This is a genomic window from Helicobacter mastomyrinus (assembly GCF_039555295.1).
GTDB classification, from domain to species: domain Bacteria; phylum Campylobacterota; class Campylobacteria; order Campylobacterales; family Helicobacteraceae; genus Helicobacter_C; species Helicobacter_C mastomyrinus.
Genome location: NZ_CP145316.1, coordinates 1,459,473 through 1,472,965 on the forward strand (window position 1 = coordinate 1,459,473; position 13,493 = coordinate 1,472,965).

10 protein-coding genes are annotated in these 13,493 nt (G+C 39.5%); 7 read left to right on the top strand and 3 right to left on the bottom strand.

What is annotated here, in order from left to right:
* The first annotated feature begins 9 nt into the window (after nt 1-9).
* From V3I05_RS07335 to V3I05_RS07365, 7 genes are read left to right on the top strand one after another with little or no spacing between them, the layout of a single operon-like run.
* Nucleotides 10-3,867, top strand: a complete 3,858-nt coding sequence (locus V3I05_RS07335; protein ID WP_343353155.1) for a type ISP restriction/modification enzyme — start codon at nt 10-12, stop codon at nt 3,865-3,867.
* The gene (locus tag V3I05_RS07340; protein ID WP_343353156.1) at nt 3,861-5,921 is read left to right on the top strand and encodes an extracellular solute-binding protein; all 2,061 of its coding nucleotides are present in this window, start codon (nt 3,861-3,863) and stop codon (nt 5,919-5,921) included. The genes V3I05_RS07335 and V3I05_RS07340 overlap by 7 nt, the downstream gene beginning before the upstream one ends.
* Before the next feature lie 55 nt (nt 5,922-5,976).
* Nucleotides 5,977-7,725, top strand: coding sequence for an ABC transporter ATP-binding protein (locus V3I05_RS07345; RefSeq protein WP_343353157.1), 1,749 nt, complete (start codon nt 5,977-5,979; stop codon nt 7,723-7,725).
* Complete coding sequence (locus tag V3I05_RS07350) at nt 7,725-9,479, top strand: ATP-binding protein (RefSeq protein ID WP_343353158.1); 1,755 nt, start codon at nt 7,725-7,727, stop codon at nt 9,477-9,479. Before V3I05_RS07345 ends, V3I05_RS07350 begins: the two co-directional genes overlap by 1 nt.
* Nucleotides 9,445-9,618, top strand: a complete 174-nt coding sequence (locus V3I05_RS07355) for a hypothetical protein (RefSeq protein WP_295701652.1) — start codon at nt 9,445-9,447, stop codon at nt 9,616-9,618. Before V3I05_RS07350 ends, V3I05_RS07355 begins: the two co-directional genes overlap by 35 nt.
* A gap of 18 nt (nt 9,619-9,636) precedes the next feature.
* Nucleotides 9,637-9,855 (top strand): hypothetical protein, encoded by a 219-nt coding sequence (locus tag V3I05_RS07360; protein ID WP_300599810.1) that lies wholly within the window; start codon nt 9,637-9,639, stop codon nt 9,853-9,855.
* Between the two features lie 42 nt (nt 9,856-9,897).
* Nucleotides 9,898-10,326 (top strand): class I SAM-dependent methyltransferase, encoded by a 429-nt coding sequence (locus V3I05_RS07365; RefSeq protein WP_343353160.1) that lies wholly within the window; start codon nt 9,898-9,900, stop codon nt 10,324-10,326.
* Here V3I05_RS07365 and V3I05_RS07370 read toward each other — a convergent pair.
* From V3I05_RS07370 to V3I05_RS07380, 3 genes are read right to left on the bottom strand one after another with little or no spacing between them, the layout of a single operon-like run.
* Entirely contained in the window at nt 10,321-11,202 is an 882-nt protein-coding gene (locus V3I05_RS07370; RefSeq protein ID WP_343353162.1) for a homoserine O-succinyltransferase, read from the bottom strand. The two genes, V3I05_RS07365 and V3I05_RS07370, sit on opposite strands and share 6 nt — an antisense overlap.
* Before the next feature lie 14 nt (nt 11,203-11,216).
* Nucleotides 11,217-12,053 (bottom strand): cyclase family protein, encoded by an 837-nt coding sequence (locus V3I05_RS07375; protein WP_343353164.1) that lies wholly within the window; start codon nt 12,051-12,053, stop codon nt 11,217-11,219.
* 29 nt (nt 12,054-12,082) lie between these two features.
* Nucleotides 12,083-13,375 carry an O-acetylhomoserine aminocarboxypropyltransferase/cysteine synthase family protein gene (locus V3I05_RS07380; RefSeq protein ID WP_343353165.1) on the bottom strand — a complete coding sequence of 431 codons (1,293 nt, stop codon included), beginning with the start codon at nt 13,373-13,375 and terminating at the stop codon, nt 12,083-12,085.
* Nucleotides 13,376-13,493: the final 118 nt, after the last annotated feature.

The window sequence follows — 13,493 nt, forward strand, 5'->3', positions numbered from 1 at the left end:
AGAATACCAATGATACAAGCCCTTAGCGATTATCAAAATGCTCTAGCAAGCACACTTAGGACAAATGAATACAATGAACATTCCTTTCGCACGTTTTTAGAGAATCTGCTCAATGTCTTAAAAAATGATGATAAATGCTACATAATCCACGAGCCAAAAGCAGAGGTAGGGCAAGGGCATATCCGCCCCGATTATAAAGTCTATAAACGTATAGATTCTAAAAATACATTGAGCTACAACGCCCTCATGGGATTTATCGAATGCAAACAATGGGGAGAAGACCTAAATGCGCATATTAAGGGAAAGCAGCTTGATAAATACCTGCAAATATGCCCCAATATTATGCTTACAAACTATAATCGCTTTATCCTTATCAGTTTTGGGACTATCATTAGCGATACAACACTTTTTGACTATGGGCTAGATACACATCTCTTTAAAGATATGCAAGATTCTATACTCCCACATAAGCTAAAGGATTTTCAAGCCCTTTTAAGTGATTTTTTCAACGCCACACAAGCAGCGATTAAAAGTAAAGCCGAAGTGATTAAAATCCTAAGTACACAGAGTTTTTACCTCGCACTTAAAGCAAGGGAATCTTACCACGAGCCAAGACGCACGAGCTTTCATAAATTTTTTGAAAAAACCTATGAAACTTTTAGAAACATCACGCGCTATGAATTTGCACAGGAGGAATTTTGCGATATTTTAGGACAAAGTGTCGTATATGGACTACTTGTAGCACATTTAGAGAGTGAATCATATAGTAAAAATGACAAACATATAGAAATCACCCAGCTTGAAGGCTTTGTGAATCTCCTGCCTAAAGAATTTGCCCTTTTAACCGAGTTTATCTACTTTGCTATCCCTAGCTTTCATATTCCTGCCTCTGTCGCCTACGCATTAGAAAATATCAAAAAAGCCATTGCTTTAATCGATAAACGCACTCTAGCCACCGCCCTTAATACACACATAGAATCTGTGGCTATCTATCTTTATGAAGATTTTTTAAAAGCTTATGATGAATTACGCGGAAGTGAGAAACGCAAAGAAGGAGGAGTATTCTACACGCCTCAATCTGTGGTAAATTGCATTGTATCTTCCATACACGAGATTCTTAAAAAGCATTTTAATAAGCCTAAGGGTTTAGCACATAAAGATGTCAAAGTGCTAGATTTTGCCACAGGCACAGGTAGCTTTTTAGCTAAAGTCTTTGAGCTTATCTTACAAGAGGAGCAAAGCAAAATCTTTCAAATTATGGATATTAAAGATAAGTTTTTAAAAGATATTTATGGCTTTGAGCTAAGCTTTGTGCCTTATATTGTCGCTCATATTAAGCTTTCTACTATCCTTAAAAATGCAGGATTTAGTGATTTTAGCGATGAGCATAAATTGCAAATTTTCCTAACCAATACCCTAGATTTAAGCATAAATGCAGATTATCAAATGACTATGCCCCTTGTGCTATTAGAGGAGCAAGATAAGCAAGCACGCAAAATTAAGCACAAAGAAGAAGTGCTAGTGATTTTAGGAAATCCGCCTTATTATCAAAACTCTAAAAATAATCTCCCTGAAATTATTAAACTCCATAATACCTACAAAGTGGGCTTAAATGAGACAAATCTCCAGCCCTTAAACAATGACTATATTAAATTTATTCGTTTTGCACAATGGAAGCTTTTAGAGCGCACAGACCCAGACCCAAAGGCAGAAGTCCCGCTTTTTATAGATTCACATAGTGGCATTATGGGCTTTATCACGCCTAATTCTTATCTCTATGGACGAGTGCATCGTAAAATGCGCGAGAGCCTCTATACAAACTTTGATAGCATTTATATTATCAATCTACACGGCGATAATGAGAAAGACAACAAGGAAGATGAGAATGTGTTTGATATACGAGTAGGTGTGTGTATTAGTCTCTTTGTGAAAAAGCATTCAGCTTCGGGTAATCATTTTACAGATTTTGAAAATTTCGAGGGTTCGCAGGCGACCAGCCTAGCCTCACCCCCGAAATTTTCAAAAAACTCTAAAAGCAGTACCGCGAATCTTAGAATGCTAGATTCTCAAAGCCAATCCTTAGAATCTTTAAAAATTCAAGGTAAAAACTCTATCATTCAAATCTCGCGCGATAAACAAGGCAATGAGGTATATCCTCATTGCGATAAAAAACAATCGTACGAAGTGCAAACCTTAGAAGCGGTGTCGGGGTGGGGGATTGATAAGGGGGAGGGAGCGACTTCGCAATTCAAGCCCCTCCCCCTTATCGAAGAAACAAATGCTAGAGACTTAAAGCATTCACAAGATTCCAAAACGACACAGACGACCTTAGAGCAAAGCTCTAAGCTTTTCTACTTCTCCACTGCCAATAATGGCATTTTTAAAAGAGCTGATAAGTATAATCTCTTAAATGAAATTGCTTATAAGGGACTAGATTCTATACAATGGCAGGAGCTAAACCCACAAGCACCATACTTTTGGTTTATCCCTCGCGTATTGGGTAATGAAGAATATGAAGACTTTTGGGCATTGGCAGAAGATAAGGCATTAAAGGACACAAAGGCAATATTTGAGCGAACAAGCAGTGGGATAAAAACACAACAAGATAAAGTTTGCATTCAGCTCAATGAAACAGCTATGCAAAATGTTTTAAACGATTTTCTAAGACTCGATACTCAAGAAATTTATCAAAAATATCAAGCACAAGACCAGCGAGATTGGAGCATAGAAAGAGCAAAGCAAGATGTGATAGCACACTATGCTTTCTCTAATCCCTCATCTCATATACCATCTCCTCCCTACTCTGCGGAGAATGCCTTTTCTATCATCTCATCTACTAAAGCGGAAACATCATCTAAGGATTTTGTAAATGACCCCTCCCCAACCCCTCCCGCAACGGGAGGGGGAATGAGTGAGAAAGCCTCCGAAAGGGAGGGGAAAGAGGAGATAGAATCCCCCCTCCCGTTGCGGAGGGGGTTAGGGGGTGGGTTATCACAGCATTCCCATATCCAAAAAATCGCCTATCGCCCATTTGATACGCGCTACACATTTTTCAGTGGCAAAACCAAAGGTTTTTTAGGCTATCCACGTTATGATACTATGCAACATTTTTTGCAAGGTGAGAATTTGGGGCTTTGTTTCCCAAAGCAAACTTACAATCCCTACTTTGATTACGGATTCGTTATTGATGTTATTACCGATGTGGCACTAGGAGGAAAAAATACAGGTTCAGAAACCTACATCGCTCCGCTTTATCGCTATCAAAATACCACAGGAGATGATAATACACAAACAGATAAAATAGAGAAAATCCCTAACTTTACAGAATCTTTTAGAAACTATTGCCAAAGCCACACCATTTTAAAGCATAAAAGCCCAGAGCAGATTCTATATTTCATCTATGCGAATCTATACAATCCAACCTATCGTAACAAATATGCAGAATACTTGAAAATCGGCTTCCCACGTATCCATTTTGATGTAGAAGAAAGCTATTTTGATACACTAGAATCTTATGGCAAAACACTCATAGTATTACACTTAATGCGTGAAACTCCAAAAGATTCTACTATTATCTTAGACTTTAGAGAAAATGCTAATACAAACAATCCAAGCCTTGCCATTAAAAAGCTTAATGCAAATAAACGGCACCTTGCTCATTGCCTTATTCTCAATGATGATTTGCATATCACAGGTGTGAGCGAAGATGTCTATAACTATACTATCGGTGGTTATAAGGTGATTGAGAAATGGCTAAGTTATCGTGCGGATTATGTATGCAGCAAAGCAGAGTTAGAGCATTTAGTCAATATATGCAAGGTAATTAAGGCTACTCTTACTTTAGAGCAGGAATTAGAAAAATGCTAAGAACATCTTATTTTATTCTAGTTTGCTTCGTTTTTCCTCACTTTGCTTATGCTTTTAATGCTTTGCAAGATGAGCCAAATGTAATAGAGCGAGATTCTAAAGAAACTTTGCAAGATAAGGGTGATACGATACATAGAGGGCAAAGGATTTTAGCTTCACAGGATACCAAACGTGTAAGGGCAGATGGATTTTCGATGAATTTTACAAAGTGGCAAGAGCAAAGCTCGTGCAAAAGTTATCAAACTCGAGGCGAAGGGAGTTTAGTAAGCCTAAATGACCGAGCCGAGAGTGCAGATTCTTTTAAAAGTCGCGAAAAGCCGCTGCCTTCTTATGCTTTGAGTGTTTATGGCACACTCAAGTATCCTCCCACCTTCACCCACTTTGCCTACGCTAACCCCAATGCCCCAAAAGGCGGCACGATGAAAGGCTTTGCGCTTGGCACTTTTGATAGCCTTAATCCCTTTTCGCAAAAGGGCAATCCCGCCGCAGAGCTTAGCACACTCGTATATGACACACTTACTTTTCAAAGCCTTGATGAGCCATTTAGCGAGTATGGGTTGATTGCAGATTCTATGCAAAAGGGTAAAGACTATGTGATGTTTCATATTAATCCCAAGGCGACTTTTAGCGATGGTGTAAGGGTGAGTGCAGAGGATGTAGCCTTTAGCTTTGAGACGCTCCTTAGTCTAGGGAGGATTGAGTATAAACGCTACTATGCCGATGTGGAGCGTGTAGAAGTGCTAGATAAGAATCGTGTCATTTTTTATTTTAAAAACGATTCTAATAAAGAACTGCCGCTTATACTCGGGCAGCTCCCTATCTTACCTAAACATATCTATATGCAAAATGATAAAAATACATTTTTAGACAATCCCTTGCAAATCCCCATAGGCAGCGGTGCGTATCGGGTGAAAAAGTATGACATCGGGCGGAGTATCACGTATGAGCGAAACCCAAACTATTGGGCGAAAGACCACCCCACGCAAAAGGGACGATTTAACTTTGATACCATAGTGATTGAATACTACAAAGACGCCTCTGTCGCACAAAATGCCTTTTTAGCAGGGGAATACGACTACCGCATAGAATCTTCAGCCAAAGTATGGGCGAAAGATTATGAAAGTAAGGCAAAGACAGAGGGCAAAATCATTTTGCAAAGCTTTAAACATCAGCTTCCTAGCACTTTTCAAGGATTTTTTTTCAATACAAGAAAGCCTATTTTTAAAGATATTGCCGTGCGCGAAGCCCTGCTTTACGCTTTTGACTTTGAATGGAGTAATAAAAATCTCTTTTTCAATCAATACGAGCGCACCACGCATATTTTTAATAACTCTCCTTTTGCCTCTAATAGACTGCCTAGCGGACGCGAAAGGGAGATTTTACTAGAATACAAAAACAAGCTAAATCCTAGAATCTTTAATGAAATCTATGTAATCCCCCGCACCGATGGGGCAAAAGTGCGTGGAGAGAATTTAAGAGAAAATCTCAAATATGCAAGGGATTTGCTCATACAGGCGGGATTTTATATTCATAATGGCGTCCTTTACGCACCGCAAAACAAGCCCTTTACCTTTGAGATTCTTATTTCTTATGAAGCCTTTGAGCGCATTTGTTTGCCTTTTGTGAAGAATCTAGAAAAACTTGGCATTAAGGCAAGCATTAAAAAAGTCGATGATTCGCAATATATTAATCGTGTGCGGAATTTTGAATATGATATGGTCATTGAGCTTTTAGGACAAAGTCTTTTCCCGGGCAATGAGCAAAACTATTATTGGAACTCAAATGTAGCAAATGTAAGCGGGAGTAGGAATTTTGCCGGGGTGAGTGATGAGGTGGTAGATTCACTGATTGAACGATTAATCAACGCTCAAAGTGAGAGTGAGAGAATCGCCATAGGCAAGGCACTTGATAGGGTGCTATTATGGGGATTTTATGCGATACCGCATTTTAATCTCCCTGCTTTCCGTGTGGCATATTGGCGCAAAATTGATATGCCACGCACTACGCCACCTTATGGAATTGACCCCTATCTATGGTGGCAGAGGGTAGATTAAAATGGGAGTAAAAAAGCTATGCTATAATTAAGGGTAGCACACTATAAGGATTTCTATGACGGACAAAGCTCCCCTGCCTAGCAATTTTATGATTTTACGCTCTCTTACGACTAGACGTGATAAGGGGATTTTGATACTGCTTTTTTTTGCGACTATCCTGCTTTCGTGTATTGAGACATTAGGCATTAGCGTGATTATGCCTTTTATTACCTTTGCAAGTAATCCACAAATGATTTTTTCACATTGGGCTTCTACTTGGATTTATGAAAAGCTCAATATGCCTAGCACGACATATTTTATGTATGCTTTTAGCCTCGCCCTCATTGCCTTTTATATTTTTCGTGCGCTCTATAATGCCTTTTATAATTATGCTTTAGCTCGTTTTGCCTTTGGAAAATTTCATTTTTTTGCCTATCGGCTTTTTTGCAAAAGTGTGGAGCTAAATTATCTTGATTTTACGAGTAAGAATACAGATAGGATACGGCAAAATATCGTTACAGAGGCGCAAAACACTTCAGTTTATCTGCAGAATCTTTTGCAAATAAGCGCAGAGATATTTACCATTGGGCTAATGTATGCGCTTTTATTGGCGGTGAGTTGGAAAATGACTTTAGCACTTACATTTTTGCTAGGTGTGCAAGTTGCCCTGATTATTAAATTTCTCTCAAAAACCATTAAAGACAAAGGGGAGATAGATGTAAAACTTAGCACGAAAATTAATGAAATCATCACTAAAACCTTTGGGAACTTTAAGTTTATCAAACTCAAAGGCAATCAAAAAGAAGTTTATAATGCCTTTAACCATATCTCAAATGAGCGCACAAACGCAACCATCATACATCAAACACTTATCCCAATGCCGCGCATTATTTTAGAAACCATTGGCTTTAGCGTTTTGATTGCTTGTGTGGCGTATATTCTCTTTAAATATGAAGATGCAAGCGCGGTGATTCCTATCATTTCTATGTATGCCCTCGCTCTTTATAGAATCCTCCCTTCACTCACAAGAATCCTAAATAACATCAATATGATGAGCTATTGCAGCTATTCACTCAAAAGTGTGTATGAGAATCTTATCTTTCATACAGAATATGAGGATAATACGCCTTGTGCGTTTAATGATTCTATCGTGCTAAAAAACATTAACTTTGCCTATGTGGAGGATAAGCCTATTTTACAAGATTTTTCCCTCACTATTAAAAAGGGTGAGAAAGTGGCTTTTGTGGGGGAGAGTGGCTCGGGTAAAAGCACATTGGTAGATATTATCATTGGAATCTATAAGCCTCAAAGTGGGCAGGTGTTAGTGGATAATGTGCCAATTACTAATACCAATCTTAGAGCGTGGCGTAAAAAAATAGGCTATATCCCGCAGCAAATCTATCTCTTTGATGGCTCTGTGGCAGAAAATGTCGCCTTTGGTAGCGCAATGGATAAGGAGAAAGTCAAGCTTGCGTGTAAAAAGGCACAGATTTTAGACTTCCTAGAGCAACATAATGGCATTTATACGCGCGTAGGTGAGGGTGGGATTTTGCTTAGTGGAGGGCAGAAGCAGCGCATCGGGATTGCAAGGGCTATTTATGATGACCCTGAGATTCTCGTGCTTGATGAGGCTACTTCAGCCTTGGATAATCAAACAGAATCTAATATTATGGAGCAAATCTATGATGTAGCAAGTAATAAAACCCTGCTTATTATCGCGCATCGTCTTAGCACGATTGAAAAATGTGAGCGCAAGATAGAGCTTCAAATGAGCGAGTATGGGGCGGTGGCTCATACAGCAGGTAGTTATATTGAGGAAAAATGATGAAGCATTACTTAGAGTTTATTGCCTGTAAGGATTTAGCAAAAAATAAATTGTTTCATTTGCTCAAATGTGATGAAAATGAGGGGAGGATTTTACAAACGATGGCAGAATCCCTGATGTATGGCGAAAATGACTTTGTCGTGCATACACTTTTGGCAAAGACTTTTCCTTATAAGGGTAAATCTATCAAGGGGCAGTATCTTGCCTATTTGCCACATATACGCAATCTCATCGAGCTAGGCTGGGTGAATCAAAGCACATTTTTATTACAGCCTAAACTCACTGATATTGCACTGCTTGAACTCTATAATGACAGCATTTGTCTCTCTCACACATTTTTAAAGCTCCTTGAAGATGGCACACTCAATGTCGATTTGCCTGAAATTACGGCTTATGAAGACCATTTAGAATACCTCAAAGACCAATTTAGCCATATTGACTTACTTCATAAAATAAGCAATCTCAAATTTTCACAAAAGCTTGATTCTCCCTCACTCTCTCGCGCAAACTATCGCTTAAAGCTTTTAGAGGATACGATACAGGCGCGTTTGAAGCTCACACATAAGGAAATTGGGATTTTAAAGCTTATCAAGGAACATCATCTTGACCAAAAGGAGCAGATTATCTTTTTTGCCCTTTTGAAAGAGGAGTATTCCAGCAGTGATGAGAATCTGCGCGATATGAACGCCCTATTAGAACTCATTAGCCTTGATGAGTATGATAAAATCAAGCACCGCTCCTTGCTTGATGAAAACTCTACCCTCGTGCAAAAGGGCTTGATAGACTATGATGAGATACTTAATCCCTTTGGGGGTATTTCACGGCAGTTTTTTATCCCTGAGAGTATCCTGCAGGGTATTATCCACCCTAATAAAAAGAAAAAGCGCGTGAGAATTAATCTTGATTCCATCATCAAAGAATACGAGATTTTCGAACTTTTAGAGCCAAAATATGATATGAAAGATATTGTGCTAGATGGTAATGCACGGGAGATTCTAAGCAATATCCTTGCACAAATGAATAGCAATGTGGTGCAGTTACTCAAGCTCTGGGGGATAAAGGATAAGAAAAAGGGCATTAGTAGCAAAATTTTGCTCTATGGTGCGCCCGGCACGGGGAAAACTATTACCGCTCTTGCATTAGCTAAGAGCCTTAAAAAGCAGATTCTAAGCTTTGATTGCTCCAAGATTCTCTCTATGTATGTGGGGGAATCCGAAAAAAATGTGCGCAAAATCTTTGATAGTTATAAGGAGATTTGTAAGAAAATCAAAAACGAACCCCTACTACTGCTTGATGAGGCTGACCAATTTCTTAGCACTCGCGGGAGCAGTGGCAATAGCGCGGATAAAATGCACAATCAAATGCAAAATATTTTTTTAGAGCAGATTGAGCGATTTGAGGGGATTTTGATTGCTACAACGAATCTGCTCGAAAATGTCGATAGTGCTTTTTCAAGACGATTTGACCATAAGATTGAATTTAAACGCCCAAACAAGGTGCAAAGAGAGGAGCTATGGCTCAAATATTTGCCGCATAATGCGCCCTTTGGAGAAGCTACAAGAGAAAGCCTTGCAAAAGCACTTTGCGAGTATGATTTAAGCGGAGGGCAGATTGCGCTTGTGGTTAAAAACACCGCCTATAAGGTCGCCACAAAAACTAAGCCCATTTTCACACAAGCAGATTTTATAACCCATATCAAAGCCGAAATGAGCAGCAACTTTGATAGCACAAAAAGTATGGGCTTTAGAAGTTAGACTAATTATTATGCCTTTGCTATTGAGACTTAAAAAACTCTGTAAAGGTCTTGCTTCACGCAATATAAAATCCCGCTTTGTGCCTGAAGTCATTGGCTATGCTACAATCGCATTTTACAGCCCTGCAAAAAGCCAATAAACCACACAAGGAGCAAATATGCAACAACCAACGCAAGAATACAAATTTACTTTAAAAGGTATACTCAAATTTGAGCTTATCAGTCTCTATGGGCGGATATTTTTACAATCACGCAAACCTCACTTCACAAATGGCAAAAATTATCTCAATCTTGGCTGCGGAGGAAATGTGATTAGCAATGAAGCTGCGGGGGGGGGGGGCATAATATCATCAATGCTGATTTTTTCTCTCACCTAAAACCCTACAAAAACTACTCCACCCCTAAGCCTCAATGGCAGCTTGATATGCGCTATCCTTTCAAATGCCCCCAATGATGTATTTGATGGCGTATTTACAGAGCATGTTTTAGAGCATTTTTATATTGATGATGCACGTGCATTGCTGAAAGAAATATATAGAATCTTAAAGCCAAATGGCACCTTGCGTTTAAGCGTGCCGGATTTAGGTTTCCGTATCCAAGAGTATTTAAAAGACAAGCAAAATGACAGCACAAAAGCTTATGCGAGTGAGCATATTAGAAAACTCACGCAAGAATATCTCCACTTAAGCGTATGGGACTATGAGCGCTTATATTATGAATGTGAACAGATAGGATTTGTGGATATTGCCCTCTCGCAATTTAGAAACGGACATGATAAAAATCTTATTTTTGACCTTAAAGAAAGAGAGTATGAGACATTGTATGTAGAAGCGAGTAAGCCCTCATAGCACAAAGGGCGTGTTTTGATAGACTGAAAAGTTTAGCCAATTTGCAAACATCACACTCGCACTTGATTTCCACGATAGAATTGGCTTTCCTTCTTTATCAAAGTAGTTAATGGGCTTTTGTATAGCTAAGCCCTTTTGCTTATCGCGCTCATACTCTAATAAAAGCGTGTCTTTGGCGTATTCAGGGTGAGCGAGGATAAAATAATCTTTTTCATCTTTTAGCACACTAATGCCGCTTAGCTCCCCCTCAAGCAGAATCTTCAAGCCCGAATGCCTTGCTTTCATCTCATCAATGCCTGAATGCCTAGAGTGAGGCATTTTGACAATCTCATCAATACCTGTGAGCAAACTATCTTGCGCGATAATGCTATGCTCAAAGACTCCAAAGGTCTTGGTGGGTAGGGCGATTTTAGGAATCTTGTGAAAATAGTATAACCCTGCCATTGCGCCCCAGCATAAATATAATGTGCTTGTGCAATGGGCTTTCAAATACGCCATAATATGCGATAACTCCTGCCAATACGCCACTTCATCAAAAGCTAAATGCTCCACAGGCGCACCCGTTACAATCGCTCCATCAAAATTGCGCCCCTCAATATCGCTAAAATTCACATAGAATCTATCCAAATGACTTTTAGCGGTGTTTGTGCCTACATAACTTGCTGTTGAAAGCAAGGTAATATTAACCTGCAGGGGGGAATTAGCAAGGAGAGAGAGAATTTGATTCTCCGTCTCTATTTTCATAGGCATAAGGTTAATGATAAGCACCTCTAACGCCCGAATGTCTTGATGTTGAGCGCGATTAGCCCCCATCACAAAAGCATTTTGTTGTAAAAACGTATAAGCGGGTATATCTTCGGGAATCACTACCGGCATAATTATCCTTTAAGTCAATCTGGCACAATCGCAAAAGCTCTCACAGGGAATCCCGGGAAGCCCTCAAATTTTGGCACACCAATGACAATAATACCGCCTTTTGGTGGTAAAAGCGTAAGATTATTTAAAATTTCTAATTGAAATTTATCTTGGGCTAATACAAATTTCTCGCTTTCAAAAAAGCCATTCTTTGCGACATCAGCGCTACCATCAGTATCAAATGTCTCGTGCCCTATGGCAGTGGCTCCCCTTTGATTAAGCACTAGGTCCAATGCCTCTATGCTCCAGCCGGGCGTTTGGGGATTACCCGCTGCGTCTTTATTGCTAAAATCACTCTTGCCAAATCGCTTACCCCAGCCACTCGCAAAGGCGACAAAGCTCCCTTGAGGTATGCGCCCATATTGCGCCTCCCAATCGAGCACATCTTGTGCGCTTAAGATAAATTGAGGATTTGCCTCCACTTCTTTTTCTTTATTAATCACCACTAAGGGTAAAATCAGCTCTTTTAGCTCGATTTGCTCTAAAGTGCGTTTGCCATCTACAAAGTGTATAGGCACATCAATATGCGTGCCATACTGCGTTACAAAGCTTATTTTATTAACAAAAAATCCATCTTTTGCCACCGTATAAGGCGTCTCTATCTCTAAAGCAGGGAATGCCCCAAATCGCGGAATCTCTGGCGTTACACTATGGGTTAAATCAATCCACTTGCCTTTTTGCAAGACTTGCAAAGCCTCAAGCAAGGCAGATTCTTGCCCTTTACCACTCGCTTGTGAATCTTGCACAGAATCTCCATAGCCTACAAGCAACGTCCCTACTACAAATACTAAACCTGTAATTATCTTTTTCATTTTTACTCCTTTTATCATTTTAATAAATTCTAAGATTCAATGGCTTTTTTCAAATCAGCAATCAAATCCTGTGGATTCTCTAAGCCTATGCTTAAACGTATCGTGCAAGGTGTGATACCAGCAGATTCTAACTCTTTTTCGCTTAATTGTGAATGTGTCGTGGAGGCAGGGTGAATGATGAGCGATTTGCTATCGCCGATATTCACCACCATTGCGAAAATCTCCGTGCTATTGCAAATTTTTTGCGCGTGTTGATGGCTTTCCACTTCAAAGCTTAAAAGTCCACTTGATAAGCCATCTGTATAATATTTCTTAAGCAAAGAATGATATTCATTTGAGGGCAATCCCGGATAGGACACACTCTTAACTTTTGAATGAGATTCTAAAAAATGTGCGATTTGCAGGGCATTTTGACTATGTTTTTTAATGCGAAGTTCAAGCGTCTCCAAGCCCTGTAATAAAATCCAAGCTGAATGCGGAGAGAGTGTCGCACCGATATTTCTTAGCCATTCAGTAATGACACGAATGCTAAATATCGGTAGGGGCAGACTCGCATACACCAAGCCGTGATAGCTCTCATCGGGAGTATTGAATGCAGGATAGCGCGGATTGTCTTTAATCAACTCATTTAACCCATTGCGCTCTATAATTGCTCCGCCTAAGGCACTGCCCTGCCCATTCACATATTTACTCAAGCTATATACGCTAATATCCACGCCATAGTCAAATGGCTTGTGTAAAAACGCGGTAGCTACCGTGTTATCGCAAATGCTAATAATTTTATGCTTTTTAGCAATGCGTGTGATAGCTTCCGTATCGGCAATGGATATTTGCGGATTTGACAAAGATTCAAAGAAAATTGCCTTTGTGCGAGAATCTATGAGCTTTTCCAAACTGCCCTCTATATCATCAATATCAAACACACGCGCCTCTATGCCAAATCGCTTCAAGGTATGCACGAAAAGCGTTTGTGTGCCGCCATAAATTTTATTTGCATAGAGGATATTGTCCCCATTTTGCGCACAATTTGCAATTGCATAAAAAATCGCTGCACTTCCACTTGAAGTAGGCACACCAAATGCACCGCCCTCCACTGCGGCAAGTCTAGCTCCTAACACATCAGTAGTAGGATTAGTAAGTCGTGTGTAGATATTGCCTAGCTCCTGCAATCCAAATCGTGCCGCGGCTTGCTGCAAAGATTCAAAACTATAAGCAGTATTTTGATAGATAGGCACACTGATGGTTCGTTGGGAATCATAAGTATAACCCGCGTGAAGCGCAAGGGTATCTTGCAAAAACTGATTGTGAGGTAAATTTGCCATACTCTTATCCTTTGTGTTAAATTTTATGCGTATAGTATCACATAAAATTAAGATTACAATATGTAATTATTAAAAATATGTGAAAAGGAGTGCAAATGTTACTTTTCTACAAATTTAT